Raw genomic sequence first — 19,165 nt, 5'->3', positions numbered from 1 at the left:
GTTTAGCTAAATTTAAATTTTCTTTAACGAAATGTTACTAATGGGTAATTATTGTTAACTTTATGTGAACGATTGCCACAACCTTAACCTGTGATTTAAAAATGATTAACTTTGACCAGCAAAATTCTAAAATGAACTCAAAAAAGATCCTCTTAATTGACGATGAAATGGATATCCTGGAGATACTTTCTTATAATTTGGAAAAAGAAGGTTACGATATCTACACCGCTGTAAACGGTAACGAAGGAGTGGCAAAAGCCAAAGAAATTCTTCCCGATCTTATTCTTCTTGATGTGATGATGCCGGAAAAAGACGGTATAGAAACCTGTCAGGAACTCCGTAAAATCAAAGAACTTCAGAAAACCCTTATCGTATTTTTATCCGCAAGAAGCGAAGAGTTTTCTCAGCTGGCAGGTTTTCAGGCAGGGGCCAATGATTATATTGTAAAGCTGATCAAACCGAAAATCCTGATCTCTAAAGTAAATGCCCTGTTGCAGCTTACCTCTCAGGTTTCTGATTCGTCAAAGCAAATTGAAGTGGGAGATTTGATTATCGACAGAGATAATTTCAGAGTTTCTAAAAGCGGACAGCAGTTTCTTCTCCCGAAAAAAGAATTTGACCTTCTGTATCTTCTGGCTTCAAACACCGAAAAAGTTTTCAAAAGAGAAGAGATTCTTGAGAAAGTCTGGGGCAATGATGTCATTGTGGGCGAAAGAACCATAGACGTGCACATCAGAAGGCTGAGAGAGAAATTAGGCATCAATACCATTCAGACTTTAAAAGGAATTGGCTATAAACTTATTGTTTAAGCAGTTTTTTGTTTTTAATCATTAAATAAAACTGTTGTAAAATTGAAATTTTACAGACTTACACTCGTATCATCATTACTCATCACTCTGGTGATGTTTGTTCTCGTTCTCCTGTTTGATTCTGTAAAGGATCTTTATGCAGACTCTTCCGTTTTCACTTTGGGGATTGCAGTGAGCATTATTGTGATGTTTCTTATCAATTACACGGTTCTGGAACTTCTTTTTAATTATTATGCTAAAAAACAGATCCGGAATATTTCTAAAATTCTGCCCGAAGAAATGGTATACGACGATCAGGATAATCTTACACTGAAAGAACTGGGTGAAAGATTTTCAGATTTAAACCAGAAAAAAGTGACAGAAATAGATCTGATGAAAGAGATGGAAAGCTACAGGAAAGATTACATCGGAAATGTATCTCATGAGCTCAAAACTCCCTTATTTTCAATTCAGGGCTACGTTGAAACTCTGCTGGATGGCGGTGTAGAAAATTTAAACATCAGAGACAAATATCTGGAGAGAATTGATAAATCTGTAGAAAGACTTATTGCAATTGTAAAAGATCTTGATATGATCAACAGGCTGGAAGCAGGCGAAATTGATGTTTCCCTGTCAAAATTTGATATCAATCTTTTGATAAAAGAAATATTTGACCTTCTGGATCTTGAAGCCGAGAAACACAATACAACGCTCCAGATTCAGACCCCGCAGACGCAGATCTTTGTGGAAGCAGATAAACAGAAGATTTCTCAGGTTTTTATCAATTTAATTTCAAACGCCATTCATTATGCAAACCGTCAGGAAGCGCGCGTTATTCTGAAAACCAGCATTGTGAAAAATAAAGTTCTCGTAGAAGTAATAGACAACGGAATGGGAATTAAAGCCGAACTTCTGCCCCGTATTTTTGAGAGATTTTACCGGGTAGAAACCAGCAGAAGCAGAAGACAGGGCGGTTCAGGGCTTGGATTGGCCATCGTTAAGCATATTTTGGAAGCTCATAATGAAAATATAACTGTAGAAAGTGTTTATCTGGAAGGCACAAAATTCAGTTTCATGCTCGAAAAAAGCAAATAGACTGCTTCGAAATGTAAGCAAAAAAAATCTTTTAAAAAATTCTCAAAAATTTTTTTGTCCACTTTCATTTACTTTATATTTGCAACGGAAATAGATTTAGAAAAAAGAAATTTAAGCTGGTATGGTTTACAAGATTCGTGTAATTTTAGATGCAAAAGAAGATGTCTTCAGAGACATCGAGATTAAAGGAAAACAGACGCTTTGGAACTTACATTTGGGTATTAAAGCTGCTTTTAATCTTCAGGGTGAAGAGCTTTCAGCTTTCAATCTGCTGGAGAACGACGGAACCGTTGTAAAAAGCGTTCCTTTAGAAGACATGAGCGATGACGGAGATGGCGAGATTATGTCTGATGTGTACATTGATGAAGCTTTTGCTGAAATTGGTGATAAAACCCAGTTCCAATACGGTTTGCTTGATCTTTGGGAGTTTTTCTGTGAACTGGTAGAGATCAACGAAGAGACAAAAGGTGTAAATTATCCGCTTACCGCTTACAGATTTGGTAATGCTCCCCTGAAAGCCCCGGTTAGAAGTGCCGCTTCTGCAAAGAAAAAGGCCGCAAAACCAATCATGGATGATGATTTTGCCTTTGATGATGATTTTGGAACCACAGGCAGCTTCGAAGACGAAGATGATGATGCTTTTGATGATGATGAAGATGATGACTATAACGACGATGTTTTTGATGAAGATGATCAGGACGACGAAAGATAAAACTTTTTTAAAATACAGAACCTCAGACGTAAGTTTGGGGTTTTTCTTTCACCAAAAATTTAAAATAAGCATTAAATTCATTCTTCATACAGTTTCTTAAAGAAGCAATTCCTATTTTTGTTTAAAATTAATGTACAGGATGAAAAAATATCTATTATCATTCATGATGGGTTGCACGTTGCTTTCGTGTGGCTCCCAAAATATAAAAACAAATATGAATTTACCGCAAGACTGGAAGCATACCACCAATATTTACGAAGTCAACGTAAGGCAATATACCAAAGAAGGAACCTTCAGAGCATTCGAAAAAGAAATGCCACGCCTCAAAAATATGGGAGTGAAAACCCTTTGGTTTATGCCCATCACACCAATTGCTCAGCTTAATAAAAAAGGAAGCATGGGAAGTCCTTATGCTGCCTCAGATTACGTTACCATCAACCCGGAATTTGGCACAGTGGATGATTTTAAACACATGGTCAGCGAAGCTCACCGTTTAGGTTTTAAAGTAATCATCGACTGGGTTGCCAATCACACCGGCTGGGATCATGTCTGGACAAAATCACACCCGGAATTTTACCTTAAAGATCCCGACGGAAGTTTCCACAAAGCATCTGGAATGGATGATATTATCGAACTGGATTTCTCAAATCCGGAAATGCGCCGGGCGATGATCGATGCGATGAAATTCTGGATTAAAGAGACCAATATTGACGGATTCAGATGTGATCTGGCATCATGGGTTGAAGTAGATTTCTGGCAGCAGGCAAGACCTGAGGTTGAAAAGTTAAAACCTCTATTTTGGCTCGGAGAATTTGATGAAATTGAAAGCCCGGACTATGGTAAAGTTTTCGATGCCAGCTATTCCTGGAAATGGATGCACAAATCGGCAGATTTTTATAAAAACAATCAGCCCATCAGCGAACTGGTAGATTTGCTGAAACAGTATTCATCCATTGGCGATTCATCGATGAGAGCGTGGTTTACAACCAATCACGACGAAAACTCCTGGAACGGTACCGAATATGAAAAATATGGCGACATCACCAAACCCATGGCTGTTTTCTCTGCAACCTGGAATGGCGTTCCACTGCTTTACTCAGGTCAGGAATTACCTAATCTGAAACGCCTTGAGTTCTTTGAAAAAGATGTGATCGAATGGAAAAATGACTATAAAATGGCTGAATTTTATAAGACTCTGTTAAATTTGAAATCATCAAATCCGGCTCTTCGAGGAGGAGATCCTGCCGTTTCTACAGTAATTCTGAAAACTTCAGCGGACGATAAAATTTTTGCATATATCAGAAAAAATGGAAAAGATGAAGTTTTGGTAGTTTTAAACTTCTCAAAAGACGCAGTCAATTTAACTGTTCAGGATGAAAATTTGAATGGAACTTTCAAAAATGTTTTTGATAAGACAAAAAGAGATTTTAGTAAGGGAAAAGATTTTAATTTTAAAGTTTCAGACTTTGCGGTTTTTGAAAAGTAAGATCAGATAAATAGTTACGATATCAATAGGAGTGGGCTTTAGCCCGCTTTTGTTTTATAAGTTCAGAGCTGGCTTTAGCCGAAATTTAATATTTTTAAAAATTTTGATCATCATTCTTTTTTTTAATCATATTTCATATAAATTTAACGATTGCTTTCAAAATGAAAAAAGAAGAAATACTACACATTCTAAAAGATAAAATCTCAGAAAAAATCGTGACTTTAGAAAACCTAATTGCCGAAACACGTGCATCCAGCAACGATACCAAAAGCTCAATGGGTGACAAGTACGAAACAGGAAGAGAAATGCTGCAGCAGGAAATTAATAATCTTCAGGTTCAGCTGAATGAGGTTCTGAAACAACAGGATTTACTGAGTACAATATCCTGTAAAGAATCTTCAAAATCTGAAAAAGGGGCATTGGTGCAAACGGATAAAGGCTTTTTTTATATCTCTGTTTCTCTTGGGAATGTGAATTACGAGCAGGTGAAGATATTTTGCATTTCCCCCGATTCACCTTTAGCAAAAGCTTTGCAGGACAAAACTGAAGGAGAGCAGATTTCGTTAAAAAATGTGGCTCAGAGTATTTTAAAAATCTGGTAAAATGTTTACAATGCATTATTAGTGAACCAATCCTTATACTGAGTTTGTTTTTTGAAAGATTTCCTCATTGAATCTGTCGATTGATGCTGATGATAAATTTCTGGCAGTTGATAACGATTTTAGGATTTGTTTTTCTAAATTTGACCTCGCAATTTGATCAATAATAAAACCTGGAAATGCAAAATTACCTCGAACTTCTACAGCACATTTTAGATAACGGAACCGATAAAACCGACAGAACAGGAACAGGAACACGAAGCGTTTTCGGATACCAATTGCGTTATGATTTATCAAAAGGATTTCCTTTGGTGACAACGAAAAAGGTTCATTTAAAATCTATTATTTATGAATTGCTGTGGTTTCTGAAAGGAGATACCAATATTAAATATCTTACAGACAACGGAGTGACTATCTGGAACGAATGGGCCGATGAAAACGGAGATTTAGGCCCTGTCTACGGTGCTCAGTGGAGAAGCTGGAACGGTGCAGACGGTAAAGTTGTAGATCAGTTTGCTGATGTAATCGACCAAATCAAAAAAAATCCCGATTCCAGAAGATTAATCGTTTCTGCATGGAATGCCGCTGAAATCCCAAACATGGCATTGGCTCCCTGTCACGCTCTGTTTCAGTTCTATGTAGCTGATGGCAAATTGTCTTTGCAGTTGTATCAGAGGAGTGCAGACGTATTTTTGGGTGTTCCATTCAATATTGCGAGCTATGCTTTACTTTTAATGATGGTGGCGCAGGTTTGTGATTTGAAGGTGGGAGATTATGTACACTCTTTTGGTGATGTTCACATTTACAATAATCACTTTGAACAGGTCAACAGACAACTTTCAAGAGAAACAAGACCTCTTCCGACCATGAAATTGAATCCTGAAATTAAAGATATTTTCAGTTTTAATTTTGAAGATTTTACCCTTGAAAATTACGATCCGCACCCGGGAATTAAAGCTCCGGTGGCAATATAAATTAAATTTTAAAATAATGTGATAGTGGAGCTGAAAACTTCACTTTTTTTGTAACTATTTGTAGGTTTTTGAAACTTATCAATTAAAATTCATTCCATGTTCAAAAAAATAGTTTTTCTATCTGCAGTAAGTTTTTCGGCGGTTTCTTTTTCACAGCAAAATCCTAAAGAAAAACTCGCAAATTATATAGATTCTCTTTATTCTCATCACAAACTGATGGGAAGTTTTGCCATTGCGGAAAACGGAAATTCAACATTTCAGAGAGTTGTAGGTTTTGCAGATGCAGAAAAATCGCAGAAAGCCAATATAAATACACAGTATCGTGTAGGATCTATTTCCAAAACATTTACTGCTGTACTGATAATGAAAGCTGTAGAAGATAAGAAATTGAACTTAAACTCAAAACTTTCACAGTATTTTTCCTGAGATAGAAAACGCAGGTAAAATTACCGTTGAAAACCTGTTGCAACACCGCTCAGGTATTCATAATCTTACAGATGAAGAGGAATATATGCAGTACAATACTCAGACAAAATCTGAGAAGGATTTGGTTGGCATTATTAAAAAATTCAAAAGTGATTTTAATCCCGGAGTGAAGTTCCAGTACAGCAATTCGAACTATATTCTTTTAGGCTTCATTTTAGAAAAAGTATACAAAAAATCGTATGCTGAATTAGTTAAAGATAAAATTGCAAGACCTTTAAAGCTTACTCTGACAGAAGTCGGTGGTAAAATCAATTCCGATAAAAATCAGGCAAAATCTTACAGCTATCAAAACGGAAAATACAACCCGTCGTCTGAAACCGACATGAGTATTCCTATCGGTGCCGGCGATATCATCTCAACTCCAACGGAACTGATCAAATTTATTTTAGGTTTGGAAAACGGGAAACTGATCTCAAAAGAAAGTCTGAAGCAGATGAAAAATTTCTCAGATAATTACGGATATGGATTGGTAAAAGTCCCTTTTAATGAACATTCCGGATTTGGCCACACCGGAGGAATTGATGAATTCAGATCTTTTCTTTATTACTTTCCGGATCTGAAAGTTGCGGTAAGCTCTGTGACCAACCAGTCGGATTATGATAACAATCAAATTGCAATCAATATGGTAAAAGCAGCAATCGGAAAAGATTTTCAGATGCCTGATTTCAAATCATTTGCCGTCTCTGAGACTGATCTGCAAAAGTTTGCAGGAATTTATTCTGCACCAAATATCCCTGTGAAATTTAATATTTTCATTCAAAATAAAACATTGATGGCTCAGGCGACCGGTCAAAGTGCTTTTCCATTAGAGGCTACTTCAGAGAATAGCTTTAAATTTGACATGGCCGGAATTGTTGTTAACTTTGATACTGCAAAAAAGCAGTTTACAATTATCCAGTCCGGAACAGAAACCACTTTTACAAAAGAATAAATGAAATATTTAAAAATAAATACCGAAGACGCAGCCAATATAGAATTGTTGCAAAATGCAGTCCTTCAGCTGAAAGGTGTAGTATCCGTTGAAATCATCGACGAAGAAAACCCTGAAAGCGAACTGAAAAAGGCTTTCGAAAAAACAAAAGAACAGTTCAAAAAAGGAGATTACGAAACATTGGTGAACGATATTTTTACCATTTTAACAAAAAAATAATTTTACATATATAATGAAAAAAGCCATTTTATCAGTCGCTCTTTTGGGAGGGATTCTTTTTTCGGCAGATGCATTTGCACAAACCGAAACTTCAGGCAGAAAGGAAGTGTACAGAGCAACACACGCTAAAGTTACCGAACTGAAACACACCAAACTTAAAGTCAATTTCGACTACCAGAAAGAGCAGATGAACGGCGAAGAATGGCTTACCGCATCGCCTTATTTTTACCCAACCAACGAGCTGACTCTTGATGCAAAATCAATGCTTATTCACGAAGTGGCTTTAGAACAAAATGGTAAAAAATCGCCGTTAAAATTCGATTATAAAAATGATGTTCTTAAAATTACCTTAGACAAAACGTATCAGAAAAATCAGGATTATACAGTTTACATTAAATATACATCACGTCCGAACGAAGTAAAGCAGGAGGGAAGTGCTGCCATCAGCGATGCTAAAGGTCTTTATTTCATCAACGCACAGGGAACAGATCCGGATAAACCAACTCAAATCTGGACTCAGGGAGAAACTGAATCTTCTTCTGCATGGTTCCCGACCATTGATAAATCCAATCAAAAAACAACTCAGGAAATCTTCATGACGGTTCCGGAAAAATATGTTACCCTTTCCAACGGACTGCTGAAAGATTCTCAGAAAACCGGAAACGGTTTAAGAACAGACCATTGGGTAATGGATAAACCGCATTCTACATATCTTTTTTTCATGGGAGTAGGCGAATATGCCGTTGTAAAGGATAAATGGAGAAATATTCCTGTTGATTACTACATCGAAAAAGAATACGAGCCTTACGCAAAACAGATTTACGGTAACACGCCGGAAATGATGGAGTTTTTCTCTAAAAAATTAGGCTACGATTACCCCTGGGCAAAATATGCACAGATTTCAGGAAGAGATTATGTAAGCGGTGCCATGGAAAACACCACGGCAACCCTTCATGGAAGCGCTGTTCTTCAAAAACCCGGACAGTTAATTGACGAAAACAGCTGGGAAGACACCATTGCTCACGAGCTTTTCCACCATTGGTTCGGGGATTTGGTTACGGCAGAAAGCTGGAGCAACCTTACAGTAAACGAATCTTTCGCCAATTACTCAGAATACCTTTGGAACGAGTACAAATACGGAAAAGATCAGGCAGATTACCATCAGATGACTGATGTGAATATGTACATTCACAATCCGTCAGATTTCAAAAAAGATTTGGTGAGATTTGATTATAAATCAAGAGAAGATGTTTTTGATTTGGTAACTTATCAAAAAGGGGGAGGCATCCTTCACATGCTGAGAAATTACCTTGGCGACGATGCTTTCTTTGCAGGAATCACAGATTATCTGAAAACGTACGAGTACAAAAATGCCGAAGCACATCAGTTAAGATTATCTTTCGAAAAAGTTTCAGGAAGAGATCTAAACTGGTTCTTCAATCAATGGTATTTCGGAAGCGGTCACCCGAAAATTTCTTACACAACGTCTTACGAGCCAATAAAAAAGCAGGTGTCAGTAACCATCAGTCAGTCTCAGGATCAGCCGTTTGAATTTCCTTTAACCATCGATGTTTATGACAACGGAAAGCCAAAAAGACAGCAGGTTTGGGTAAAAGCAACTGCGAAAAATACATTTGATTTTGATGCATCAAAAACTCCGGATTTGGTTAATCTTAATTCAGACGGAATTTTAGTCGCAGATATTACCGATAAGAAAACTCCTGAGCAAAACCTTCTACAGTTCACAGGTTCAAAAGAATTTAAAAGCAGATATTCAGCTTTAAACGGAATTAAAGATCAGGTTGGTAAAAATCCTGCTGCTACAAGATTGTTGGCAGCGGCAATCAAAGATCCGTATTTCAGAGTCAGAATGAAGGCTCTGGAAATGGTTGATCTTTCCAACCCTGAGCAGATGAAGGCAATTGGAGCAGAAGTAGAAAAATTAGCTTCCAACGATCCCAAAACTTTGGTTCAGGCAGCTGCGATTGCGGCTTTGGCGAAAACTAAAGATAAAAAATATATGCCAGTCTTTGAGAAGGGAGTAAATGCAGTTTCCAATGCTGTAAAAGCTAATTCAGTAGGTGCTGTTTTGGCAATCGATCCTTCAAAAGCGGCTTCGTATGCTGAAAAGATTGATTTGGAAGGTGCTTCTGAAGAAATGCTGACTCAGATGCTTCCCGTCATTGTTAAGAATAAAGTGACTTCTCAAATGCACCATTTGGGTCAGTTGGTGGCTTTTTATCCTTTCATCAAATTCCAGAATCCTGAATTGGGGAAAAATGCCGAAGATGGCTACAACTGGATTATGAGTTCAGACAATCTGAAAGCGACTGAAAGCATTACCAAAATTTTAGGTCAGGCAAAAGGACAGATGGGCGACAATCCTCAGGTAAAAATGATGATTTCCCAAATGCTGAAAGACGGTCTCAACAAAAAGATGGAAGTTTTAAAACAAAACCCTCAAAACGCTGCAAGCATCAACAAACAGATTGACGCGATTAATAAAGCGATTGAAGACTTCAAATAATATTTTTTATTAGATCATATTAGAAAGCCGGCAGATGATGTCGGCTTTTATGTTTGAAAAAATAATAAAATACCTTAAAATAGTAATGGTATTTTATTTTGAAGTTTTGATGTGAATTTTTAATTATCTAACAAATATCAGTACTTCTTAACCTTTATTTTTACATTATCTTCCCTAAATTAGTATAAAATTTGAAAAATTATGAGTTTTGGAATTGAAGCGGCGAGCTACTATGTACCTTCTTTGTATTTGGAAGTTAAAGATTTAGCCGAAAAAAGAGGCATAGAACCGGCAAAATTGGAGAGAGGTTTAGGACTTCATAAAATGGGATTTCCCGATGTACACGAAGATGCAGCAACCTTTGCGGCAGAAGCATTATTAAAATTAATCAGAGATAACAATATAAATCCTAAAGAAATTTCAAGAATTTATTTAGGAACAGAAAGCGCCATCGATGCCGCCAAGCCTACTGCAAGTTATGTCATGCAAATGGTTGAAAATGTTTTGGCTGAGGAGTTTGGCGAGAGATGTTTTAAAAACTGTGACGTTGTAGATATGACTTTCGCATGCATCGGAGCCGTAGATGCACTTCATAATTCCCTCGATTTTGCTAGGGTAAATCCCAATAAAAAAGCAGTCGTTATAGCAAGTGATTACGCAAAATACGAACTGGCTTCTTTAGGAGAATACACTCAGGGCGGTGGAGCTGTAGCGCTTTTGGTCTCGTCAAATCCCGATCTTATTGAAATTGAGAATAATTGGGGTGTTGCCACAGAATCAGTTTTTGATTTCTTTAAACCACGCAGGCATTTTAAAAAAGAAAACTTAACCAACGCTCCCGAAAATTTTCCGGAGAAAATAGAAATTTTTACCGATGAGCCTGTGTTTGACGGGCAGTATTCCAACCAGTGTTATCAGGACAGAATCAGGGAAGCGTATCAGCATTATAAAGAAATTACAGGGAAAGAAAAACCGTATGAGAACTGGAAATATCTCATTTTCCACCTGCCTTATGCGTTTCATGGGAAAAGGGTTTTTACTGAAATTTACAGTTTAGAAAACGGACTTTCGTACAGCAATTCCGAGGAACAAAAAGCAGTCGCAAAGTCTGAAGATTACCTCAAATTCATCAGTGATAAAATTGAAAAATCCCAGCGTGCCTCATCTGAAATTGGAAATATGTACACGGCTTCTATTTTTATGGCATTGCTGTCTGCATTACAAATTTCATTCAATGAAGATGAAGATTTATATGGAAAAGAAATTGGTTTCTTAGCTTACGGAAGTGGTTCCAAATCCAAAGTTTTTGTCGGAAAAGTCTCAGAAAACTGGAAAAAAGTCGTTTCAAAATGGAATCTTTTTGAAAGTTTAAAAAATAGATTAGCCATCGACTTTGAAACCTATGAAAAATTGCACCGAAAACAATTGGAACACTCAATAAACCCAAGCTACGAAGGTTTCGGACTGAAATCTGTTGAAGCAGAAAATCCTGTTTTAATAGGAGCGAGGTATTATGATTTTCAATAACTTATCTGTCTTTCGCTGAGATTTAGTAAATTTACGGTAGAAAAAAAGTTGCAATGAGTATAGTTTTAAAAAATACAACAATAGATAAGTACTTCGGCTTTTTAAAAAGGCTTGATAATAAATCGAAAAAACGTCTGATTATAAAGCTTACCGAGTCGATTGAAACTGATAAGAAGGAGAATGTGAGTTTGAAAAATCTACACGGAGCGTGGGAAGATGCGAGAAGTTCAGACGAGATTATAAATGATATCAGAGATTCAAGAGTTGAAAAAAACAACGATATTCAACTATGAAATATTTGCTTGATTCTAATATCTGCATTCATTTTTTTAGAGGTAAGTATAATATAAACGATGCTTTAGATGACGTAGGAATTGAAAACTGTGCGATTTCTGAAATTACTTTGGCTGAGTTAATTTTTGGCGCAGAAAAAAGCGGTAATCCAAAGAAAAATCTAAAAATAATCGACGATTTTATAAATCAACTTACCCTGTTACCAATTTTTGATGCAATACCTCTTTATGGAAAAGAGAAGGCGCGGCTGCAAAGAGAAGGCAAAATGATCAGTGATTTTGATTTGCTTATTGGTTGTACTGCTATTGCAAACAAACTGATTATGGTAACTGAAAACACAAGAGAGTTTGAAAGAATCGATAAAATAAAACTGGAAAATTGGGTTAAAAGATAATTTTAATCATATCATTTTTAATTTCCTGATTTTTTTAATGACTAAGCGGTGACGCATAAAATAAAAAGGCTGCTCAGAATACTGAACAGCCTTTTTGATGTAACGTTTCTTTTTATTGACTTAGGAAATGAAGGCGTTAAAAAAATTATAAATTATTCCGTTAAGAAATTTCCACTGTTTGAGTGGCGGCAATAGATTTCTTTAGGTTTAAATTTATCTTTCCGCCCGAGTTTGGAAATTTTAGGAAAAATTTTTAATTTTTAGCCGGAATTTCCAGTCTTGATTTTTTGTTTCTTTTGCATCAAGGCAAAAGAAAAAAGATTATTTCAACACCTGCACCTCAATTGCAGAATCCTCAAAAACTTTAATAAAAGCCTTCGTGTAATCTTCTTTGGGCGCAAAATTTGGATTATCCATAAACTTCTGCGGGTTTACAGCAAACAGCGGAAACAACGTTGAAGAAATCTGTATCTGGATTTTATGTCCCTTCTTAAAAGTATGAACCACATCCTGCAATCTGAAATTTACAGCAGTTTTCTGATTCGGCTGTAAGGCTTCCGCTTTTTCTCTTGAATTTCTGAATCTCGCAGGCATAATTTCACTTCTAACCATTTGATGATAATTTCCATAAATCACGCCCTCTTTTTTCTCTTTCGGTTTGAAATCTTCAGGATAAACATCAATCAGTTTCACTGCAAAATCAACATCTGTAGAAGTTGATGCGATATTTAATTTCGCTAAAATTTCTCCGGCAAAAGTCAGATCTTCGGTTAAAATATCTGTTGTGAAAGTCAGAACATCAGGTCGGCCGACGGCAAATCTCTGGTCTTCAGACATGTAATTTCTTGGTGTAAATCCGTTGAAATCCTTCAGATTGTCTGAACTTAAAACCGGATTATTCGGATCGCTGTAATATTCTGAAGAACCCTGTCCGGCAGTTTTTTTTAAAGATTTGTCAGCCAGATAAAAATTGATTTTCTGAGTATTCTTCGGAGGGTATTCTGCAAATTCTCTCCATTCTTTCGAGCCGGTGTCGTACATCGTTGCTTCCGGTAATCCGGCGTCCTTCTTGGGGTCGCCTTTCAGATAATGACTGAAGAATTTCGTCTCCAGATTTTTCTGATAATACGTCGCAATGCTGTCCCCGAAATAGATTTGATTGTGAAAATGTTTTCCCTCTTCTCTTCCCCAGCCGCCATGAGAAAACGGTCCCATCACAATCGTGTTTTTGGCTTTCGGACTGGTTTTTTCAATCGTTTTGTAAATATTTAAAGGTCCTGAAAGATCCTCGGCATCAAACCATCCACCCACGGTCATTACAGCATGGTTCACATTTTTCAGATGGGGGAGTAGGTTTCGTTTTTGCCAGAATTCATCGTAGTTGGTGTGCTCCATAATTTCGGTCATGAAGAAATTATTTTTGTAATATTTCTCGTAGCCATCCTTTAAAGTTCCCATGTCACGGTAAAATTTCAAACCATCTTCCGAGGTAGATTTAATCATCGAATCCGTGTACCATGCTTTGTTTTCGGGTTTAGTTTTCTGTACTCCAAACACAGGAAATGTTCTGAAATAGCCCAGCATAAATCTTCCGTTGTGAAGGAAATCATCATTCCAGAAATCTGAAATCGGGGCCTGTGGCGACGAAGCTACCAACGCCGGATGCTGAGCGAGAACGCCGACAGCAGTGTAAAATCCGGGATAGGAAGTCCCGAACTGTCCCACTTTTCCGTTGTTGTTTTTAATATTTTTGATGAGGTATTCGATGGTGTCGTAGGTATCTGTGCTTTCGTCGACATCTTTTTTGGTTTTTCTCTCCACCTGCGGCGTCATGTTTGTGAAAGTGCCTTCGCTCATATACCTTCCGCGCACATCCTGATAAACAAAAATATATTTATCATTCATCAGATATTTGTTGGGGCCGAGGCTTCTTTTGTATTCATTTTCTCCGTACGGAGCGACGCTGTAACAGGTACGCTGCATCAGGAAAGGATATTTTTTAGACTTCGCAATATCTTTCGGAACATAGACTGAAGTAAAAAGTCTGGTACCATCCCGCATCGGAATATAAAATTCCTGCTTGGTAAAATTGTCTTTCACAAAACTGTCTGCCTGCTGAGTCTGCGCATTCCCAAGAATAAAAAGCAAAATCAGGAAAAATGAATATCGGATGTTCATAGTTGAAATTTGATGCTAATTTAATGATTAAAAAGTTTTGGGGATGAGGTTTTGAAAAATGAAGTTTTAGGAAAAGAAAAAGACCGGAATTTCTTCTGGTCTTTTGTTGTGTTGCTATTATATCGTTGGCGCAGGCGTCTCGCGTGTGTCCGCTTTAGTAATTGACATGAGCAAGGATTCTGTAATAGAGTTACTTAGATTTAATCATCTTTTTTATACGAATTATCATCATTAAAATCAAAAAACAAACTTTTATTATTCATAGATCGATTTCGGAAAATTTTTGTTCGATTATAGTGATATTCTTTTGAGATTTGATCCCTCTCACGTTGTAAATGGGATAATCGATTTTTAAGAGTATCGATATGCTGATATAAAAGTGAAGGGTTTTCATTTCCCTCATCTTTATTATTTCTTAACATATTAATATGTGTACCAAGTAGATGTATTTCTTCTTCTATTTGACTAATTTTATCTTCCAATTCTTGGTTTGTTTGTTCTATCTTTTTAGTTTCAGAATATTTAACTCTTTCTAATTCATTAATTGTACTTAATTCAGCACGCTTCATTGCCTGAATCTCCTCTAAAGCTTTTTGATTAATTTGCTCATCTAAGTAAGTTTGACCATAACTTAAAAATCTCTCAGATGAATACATGTGGAATGAAACGTTAGCCAAGGTTTTTATTTCTTCAACAAGTTCCTGTCTTGGCCCCATAGTTCTTCCATCCTTTATTTTCCACCACCAGTCAATTTTTCTTTCATCAGTTACTAGAATAATATCCTTGTTTACTTTTGATGCAATCTTAATAAAATGTTTCCACAATACTAAATCACCAAATTTTTTAACTCCTTCTTTATTTTTTTCATCTTCAAAACCTGGAGGAGTTTTGTTTTTATATCTTGATTCACCTTCTTTATAGATGTCAGTTAATTCTTCATCTGAAAATGGATCGGATATTTTTTCTTCAAAAATTTCTGACAGAACATTGAAAATTGGATCATCTTTTAAAAAATCACAGTACTTTTTTATACTTTCCTCAACTTCTCGTCTTACATCTTTAAAAGTTGAGTTTAGTTCCTTATCAATCCTTTCAGAGAGAAATGGCGGCTTATTTGTTGACTGTAAATCTTTCTGAATCTGATCAATCTTTTCTAAAAATTCTTTATAAGCTTTTTCCTGTTCAGCAATAACCTCGTATCTATTTCTATTATATTCCAAAGCTGATTGGTGTGGCAGAATTATTTTATGACTAAATTTTTTAATTAAATCTATTATGGTGTCTCTAGTAGTGTCTGAGTATCTATATAAATTCAGCAAAACATTAGTATCAAAAACTATGATTCCATTATCCCACATGCTCTTAATTTCAACATCGCCTTTTTTATAATAACCTGGAAAAATATTTTTCATTGAAATTCATGTTTACATCTAAAGACAAATATACAAATCTGTATTTAGTAATTTTTATGGTTTCCATCATTCTAAAAAATTAATTAAAATAAAGACATTTCACCTTACATCAAAACTCAATCTACATAATATCCAACTACCCTTATTTATCCTAAAAATCATTTTACATTAAGTCCAAACACCCCTGTTTGTATTCAAAATCAATTTACATTTAATTAAAACAACGGTGTTTGTCCTTTCTGTAAGTTTACATTTAAATAAAACAATGGTGTTTGTATTTAAATACAATTTATTTTATATTTGAATCGGTTAATTTTTAAATTATTAATAACAAAAACACATTTGACGTATGAAAATTTCATTACAGAGATTGAGCACCAAAGATTTGGCGACTCTCACACAACGAATCCTTGAACTTTCAAATTCCGGCAAATATACCATCCTCAACAATCATCCTTTGGTAACGGAACTCGCCACAAAATATGCTGATTATGATGCAGTGTATACGAAGCAGACTTTCAGCGGGAAGGGTAAAGATGTTGCTGTGGCAGATGGGGAAAGAGACAGGGCTTTCAGTAGTCTCAAAGCTTTTCTTGACGGTTACAGACAGCTCAGTTCGGTGCCTAATTTTCAGCTTGCGGAAGATCTGTATCAGGTTTTTGTGGAGTTTGGTTTAGACCTAGACCGCATGAGCTATTCTTCGCAAACCGCTCAGATGAAAAAACTGATTGAGACCTTGGAACTTCCTGAAAATACGCAGAAATTGGCGGCACTCTCAGTTTCCACGGCTTTTGCAGAGATGAAAACAAAACATCAGAATTTTGAAATGATTTTTGGCGAACAAGCCAATGCCAACGCCGGTCTGCGACAGATGGCAAGTGCATCGTCTATCCGCAGAGATTTGGAGCAAACCCTGAAAGCGTTTCTGAATCTTCTTACCGCAATGAAGAATGTGACGGATTGGAAGGAAGCTTATGCCGAGGTGTATGAACTGGTAAAAGCGGCAAAAAATTCTACATTGCCGGGAAGGGGAAATGATGATCAACCACAATAATTAAATAGCGGTCTTTCGGGACCGTTTTTTTTGTGATGTAGTTGAACCACTCCGTGGTTCTGATTGTAATGTTTTGCGTTGTTCCATGGGTTGCACCCATGGCTATTGTTGTTGAACCATTTCATGGTTCTGATTAGAATTATACGACAAATCAATATTCAATAGGGTCGGGCTTTAGCCCGGCTTCTTAATGCAGAAGGGAATTTGGCTTTAGCCGAAACTTACTGATTTAAAATTTAGATAAGACCATGTGATATTTATCAAAAAATTTTCTGTCAAATCCCTATATTTACTCCGAATTTTAATACTCATCAATGGGAAAAATCATACTGTTCACGGCTTTATTTCTGGCAACAATTTTCATGGCTCAAACCAGAGTCAATTACAATCTGAAAATTGTACATCCGGACAAAAGTGAAAGGAAATACAATATGAATCTTGATGTTGATGGCGGGAAAAGTTATTTCTATGATGAAAAGCTTTTGGAAAACAGTAAATATCCTTCAAAATCAAATCAGTTTTTGATGTATCAGCAGGCTGGCAATGAAAATATGCAGATTGTTTACAGTCACGAAAATTTACCTTTCAAAATAAAATCTGACGATAAAATCATCTGGAAAGTTGAAGAGGAGTTTAAGAAAATTGATGATTATAAAGTGCAGAAGGCGACAACCAGTTTTGGGGGAAGACAGTGGACGGCTTGGTTTTGTTCGGAAATATCAATGATGGAAGGTCCTTACAAATTCAGAGATTTGCCGGGACTGATCTTTGAACTGAGTGACAGCGAAAATATTTTCTTCTATCAAATGATCGGAATTGAAAAGTTTAAAAATGATACCAAAAAACTTTCTTTCGATTTTAATAAAGCACAGGAAATCACTGTTGAGAAATATGATAAACTGATGGGCGATTTTTTGGCAAATCCTTTCTTAAAACAGAGAAACCAATTAGGAAACGGCGTAGAACTGAATATTGATGATAAAGATGTGAGAGTGCAGGATCTCAATAAAATGACTGCAGAGTTTCATAAAAATATTAAAAACACTTATCCTCCGGCTGTGGAGATGGATCAGTTTGGGTTTTACAGGGAGCAGATTTTCCAGTAAATAATAAATATAAATATCACTAATGAAATTCTACATAAAATATCTTCTCTGCTTTTCCGGTATTTTGGGAAGTGCTCAAAGTAAGCCTCAAATAAAAAGTTATCCGCCTAAACAAATAAACTTTGTGAATTCAGAATATAAAGATTTTGTTGTGGTAAAAGATGTCATTTACGCTTTATCTCAAAACAATGATCTTATTGTAATAGATCTAAAAAAAGATAACTTTTGGTTAATAAAAAATAATATCACTGCAATAGCAAAGAAATCTAATGATGAATTGGTTGTCGGAAATATGTATGGCGAGGTATTTATCCTAAAAAAAAGAAAAAGGCTCAGGATGATCGACAAAATAGACGCGAAAATTTTTTCAATTTTTATAACTTCCAAAAATGAGCCTGTAATTTATTCTGACAAATCAATTTACTATAATAAAAGGGAATACATACCGAAAAGGCAAACTAACTTTTATGGAAAAGTTAGAGATAAATACACAGGAACAAAATTAATAGAACCCGATTATCTTTATCTTGACAGAGAGGATTTTATGTGGTTTGATTTTGATGAAGGAGAGTGGGGTGGGAATGTCTGTTTTTTTGATTTGAATACGAAACAATTTATTTATGATGATTGGCTGCTACTTGATGATGGAATTAAATATAAAAAGAGAAATGATTATTTCGCAAAGTTAAGAGAAAAATTTCCGGAAATAATTAAGGTAACAAAAAGAGATACCCTTTACAGATTTCCATATAATTTAAATATATCTAGCGGTATGACTGGAGTTGCGTATGATGATAAAAATGACTTATTCATTACATCCAGTGGTGGTGGTATGATATATTCAACAAATAATAATTTTAGTTATTTTGTTGATGGAACAGTAGTGAAAATTTCAAAAAAGGAAAAAGATTTTTTTAAATCTTGCTTCGATGAAAAAATTTTAGAAGATGAAAAATATAAAATTGCTTTTGGAAAATATAATATGGGTTTTAAAAATCTGAATAGAGAAGTACGTGAAAATATACTGACCGAAAATGAAATTAATAGATTAGGTGCTATTACATTCAATAAATACGACCGAAAACTTTATATCTATAGCACAAAAGGTTTTTATAGTTTACATAATCACGATTGCACATTTACAAAAAAAAAATTTTTCAGTCCAGAACTATTGTGCAAAATACAAAATGAAAGAGATTATTGTATCCATTTAAATGTGACAAAATTTGAATTTATAAGTGAAAAGGAAATTCTTTTTTTAACTAAAAATAATGGCATAGGTTATTATGACGGAAAGACCGTAAAATATTATAGATAATAGCTGAAATTTATAATCAGTTACTTGCGATTACAAATGAAATAACCGGAGAACATTCCCCGGTT

At 35.6% G+C, this 19,165-nt stretch carries 18 protein-coding genes; 16 read left to right on the top strand and 2 right to left on the bottom strand.

All coding sequences use genetic code 11. From position 1 onward, the window contains the following. Positions 1–131: 131 nt before the first annotated feature. The 13 genes from ASG31_RS11695 (at position 132) to ASG31_RS11640 (ending at position 12,032) form a co-directional block, all read left to right on the top strand. Positions 132–809, top strand: a complete 678-nt coding sequence (locus ASG31_RS11695) for a response regulator (protein WP_056032612.1) — start codon at positions 132–134, stop codon at positions 807–809. Positions 810–851: 42 nt separating this feature from the next. After that, positions 852–1,883 (top strand): sensor histidine kinase, encoded by a 1,032-nt coding sequence (locus ASG31_RS11690; protein WP_056032502.1) that lies wholly within the window; start codon positions 852–854, stop codon positions 1,881–1,883. A 121-nt stretch (positions 1,884–2,004) separates the two neighbouring features. After that, positions 2,005–2,595 carry an IS1096 element passenger TnpR family protein gene (locus tag ASG31_RS11685; protein WP_056032499.1) on the top strand — a complete coding sequence of 197 codons (591 nt, stop codon included), beginning with the start codon at positions 2,005–2,007 and terminating at the stop codon, positions 2,593–2,595. Positions 2,596–2,809: 214 nt separating this feature from the next. Continuing rightward, the gene (locus tag ASG31_RS11680) at positions 2,810–4,081 is read left to right on the top strand and encodes an alpha-amylase family glycosyl hydrolase (RefSeq protein WP_231433744.1); all 1,272 of its coding nucleotides are present in this window, start codon (positions 2,810–2,812) and stop codon (positions 4,079–4,081) included. Positions 4,082–4,242: 161 nt separating this feature from the next. Continuing rightward, on the top strand, positions 4,243–4,683 hold the full coding sequence (locus ASG31_RS11675; RefSeq protein ID WP_056032493.1) for a hypothetical protein: 441 nt from the start codon (positions 4,243–4,245) through the stop codon (positions 4,681–4,683). A gap of 176 nt (positions 4,684–4,859) precedes the next feature. Continuing rightward, positions 4,860–5,654, top strand: coding sequence for a thymidylate synthase (locus ASG31_RS11670; RefSeq protein WP_056032490.1), 795 nt, complete (start codon positions 4,860–4,862; stop codon positions 5,652–5,654). Between the two features lie 96 nt (positions 5,655–5,750). Continuing rightward, a complete protein-coding gene (locus ASG31_RS19085) occupies positions 5,751–6,080 on the top strand; it encodes a serine hydrolase domain-containing protein (RefSeq protein ID WP_206549391.1) in 330 nt (109 codons plus the stop codon). A gap of 37 nt (positions 6,081–6,117) precedes the next feature. Then, positions 6,118–7,071, top strand: coding sequence for a serine hydrolase domain-containing protein (locus tag ASG31_RS11665; RefSeq protein WP_206549390.1), 954 nt, complete (start codon positions 6,118–6,120; stop codon positions 7,069–7,071). After that, entirely contained in the window at positions 7,072–7,290 is a 219-nt protein-coding gene (locus ASG31_RS11660; protein WP_056032486.1) for a hypothetical protein, read from the top strand. A 13-nt stretch (positions 7,291–7,303) separates the two neighbouring features. Further along, positions 7,304–9,817, top strand: coding sequence for a M1 family metallopeptidase (locus tag ASG31_RS11655; protein WP_056032483.1), 2,514 nt, complete (start codon positions 7,304–7,306; stop codon positions 9,815–9,817). A 201-nt stretch (positions 9,818–10,018) separates the two neighbouring features. After that, positions 10,019–11,344 carry a hydroxymethylglutaryl-CoA synthase family protein gene (locus ASG31_RS11650; protein WP_056032480.1) on the top strand — a complete coding sequence of 442 codons (1,326 nt, stop codon included), beginning with the start codon at positions 10,019–10,021 and terminating at the stop codon, positions 11,342–11,344. A gap of 53 nt (positions 11,345–11,397) precedes the next feature. Beyond that, positions 11,398–11,637: a hypothetical protein gene (locus ASG31_RS11645; protein WP_056032477.1), complete on the top strand. Its 240-nt coding sequence runs from the start codon at positions 11,398–11,400 to the stop codon at positions 11,635–11,637. Further along, positions 11,634–12,032 (top strand): type II toxin-antitoxin system VapC family toxin, encoded by a 399-nt coding sequence (locus ASG31_RS11640; protein ID WP_056032474.1) that lies wholly within the window; start codon positions 11,634–11,636, stop codon positions 12,030–12,032. The genes ASG31_RS11645 and ASG31_RS11640 overlap by 4 nt, the downstream gene beginning before the upstream one ends. A gap of 321 nt (positions 12,033–12,353) precedes the next feature. Here ASG31_RS11640 and ASG31_RS11635 read toward each other — a convergent pair whose 3' ends face one another. Further along, positions 12,354–14,210 (bottom strand): CocE/NonD family hydrolase, encoded by a 1,857-nt coding sequence (locus ASG31_RS11635; RefSeq protein WP_056032471.1) that lies wholly within the window; start codon positions 14,208–14,210, stop codon positions 12,354–12,356. Between the two features lie 200 nt (positions 14,211–14,410). Then, entirely contained in the window at positions 14,411–15,622 is a 1,212-nt protein-coding gene (locus tag ASG31_RS11630; protein ID WP_056032469.1) for a PIN domain-containing protein, read from the bottom strand. A 349-nt stretch (positions 15,623–15,971) separates the two neighbouring features. Between ASG31_RS11630 and ASG31_RS11625 the strand changes: the two genes are divergently transcribed. From ASG31_RS11625 to ASG31_RS11615, 3 genes are all read left to right on the top strand, one after another. Next, a complete protein-coding gene (locus tag ASG31_RS11625; RefSeq protein ID WP_056032465.1) occupies positions 15,972–16,676 on the top strand; it encodes a DUF6261 family protein in 705 nt (234 codons plus the stop codon). Positions 16,677–16,990: 314 nt separating this feature from the next. After that, positions 16,991–17,782: a GLPGLI family protein gene (locus ASG31_RS11620; RefSeq protein ID WP_056032462.1), complete on the top strand. Its 792-nt coding sequence runs from the start codon at positions 16,991–16,993 to the stop codon at positions 17,780–17,782. Between the two features lie 22 nt (positions 17,783–17,804). Beyond that, positions 17,805–19,100 carry a hypothetical protein gene (locus tag ASG31_RS11615; protein WP_056032459.1) on the top strand — a complete coding sequence of 432 codons (1,296 nt, stop codon included), beginning with the start codon at positions 17,805–17,807 and terminating at the stop codon, positions 19,098–19,100. Positions 19,101–19,165: the final 65 nt, after the last annotated feature.

This window comes from Chryseobacterium sp. Leaf404 (assembly GCF_001424145.1).
GTDB lineage: Bacteria > Bacteroidota > Bacteroidia > Flavobacteriales > Weeksellaceae > Chryseobacterium.
Note: the sequence above shows the minus strand (reverse complement) of the source record. Positions and strands in the feature narration are given on the sequence as shown.

Bases quoted from the DNA above. Each gene is read 5' to 3' on its own strand.
- ASG31_RS11650 (WP_056032480.1), top strand. From the start codon at position 10,019: ATGAGTTTTGGAATTGAAGCGGCGAGCTACTATGTACCTTCTTTGTAT.
- ASG31_RS11675 (WP_056032493.1), top strand. From the start codon at position 4,243: ATGAAAAAAGAAGAAATACTACACATTCTAAAAGATAAAATCTCAGAA.
- ASG31_RS19085 (WP_206549391.1), top strand. From the start codon at position 5,751: ATGTTCAAAAAAATAGTTTTTCTATCTGCAGTAAGTTTTTCGGCGGTT.
- ASG31_RS11655 (WP_056032483.1), top strand. From the start codon at position 7,304: ATGAAAAAAGCCATTTTATCAGTCGCTCTTTTGGGAGGGATTCTTTTT.
- ASG31_RS11670 (WP_056032490.1), top strand. From the start codon at position 4,860: ATGCAAAATTACCTCGAACTTCTACAGCACATTTTAGATAACGGAACC.
- ASG31_RS11680 (WP_231433744.1), top strand. From the start codon at position 2,810: ATGAATTTACCGCAAGACTGGAAGCATACCACCAATATTTACGAAGTC.
- ASG31_RS11645 (WP_056032477.1), top strand. From the start codon at position 11,398: ATGAGTATAGTTTTAAAAAATACAACAATAGATAAGTACTTCGGCTTT.
- ASG31_RS11615 (WP_056032459.1), top strand. From the start codon at position 17,805: ATGAAATTCTACATAAAATATCTTCTCTGCTTTTCCGGTATTTTGGGA.
- ASG31_RS11625 (WP_056032465.1), top strand. From the start codon at position 15,972: ATGAAAATTTCATTACAGAGATTGAGCACCAAAGATTTGGCGACTCTC.
- ASG31_RS11630 (WP_056032469.1), bottom strand. From the start codon at position 15,622: ATGAAAAATATTTTTCCAGGTTATTATAAAAAAGGCGATGTTGAAATT.
- ASG31_RS11660 (WP_056032486.1), top strand. From the start codon at position 7,072: ATGAAATATTTAAAAATAAATACCGAAGACGCAGCCAATATAGAATTG.
- ASG31_RS11620 (WP_056032462.1), top strand. From the start codon at position 16,991: ATGGGAAAAATCATACTGTTCACGGCTTTATTTCTGGCAACAATTTTC.
- ASG31_RS11685 (WP_056032499.1), top strand. From the start codon at position 2,005: ATGGTTTACAAGATTCGTGTAATTTTAGATGCAAAAGAAGATGTCTTC.
- ASG31_RS11695 (WP_056032612.1), top strand. From the start codon at position 132: ATGAACTCAAAAAAGATCCTCTTAATTGACGATGAAATGGATATCCTG.
- ASG31_RS11635 (WP_056032471.1), bottom strand. From the start codon at position 14,210: ATGAACATCCGATATTCATTTTTCCTGATTTTGCTTTTTATTCTTGGG.
- ASG31_RS11640 (WP_056032474.1), top strand. From the start codon at position 11,634: ATGAAATATTTGCTTGATTCTAATATCTGCATTCATTTTTTTAGAGGT.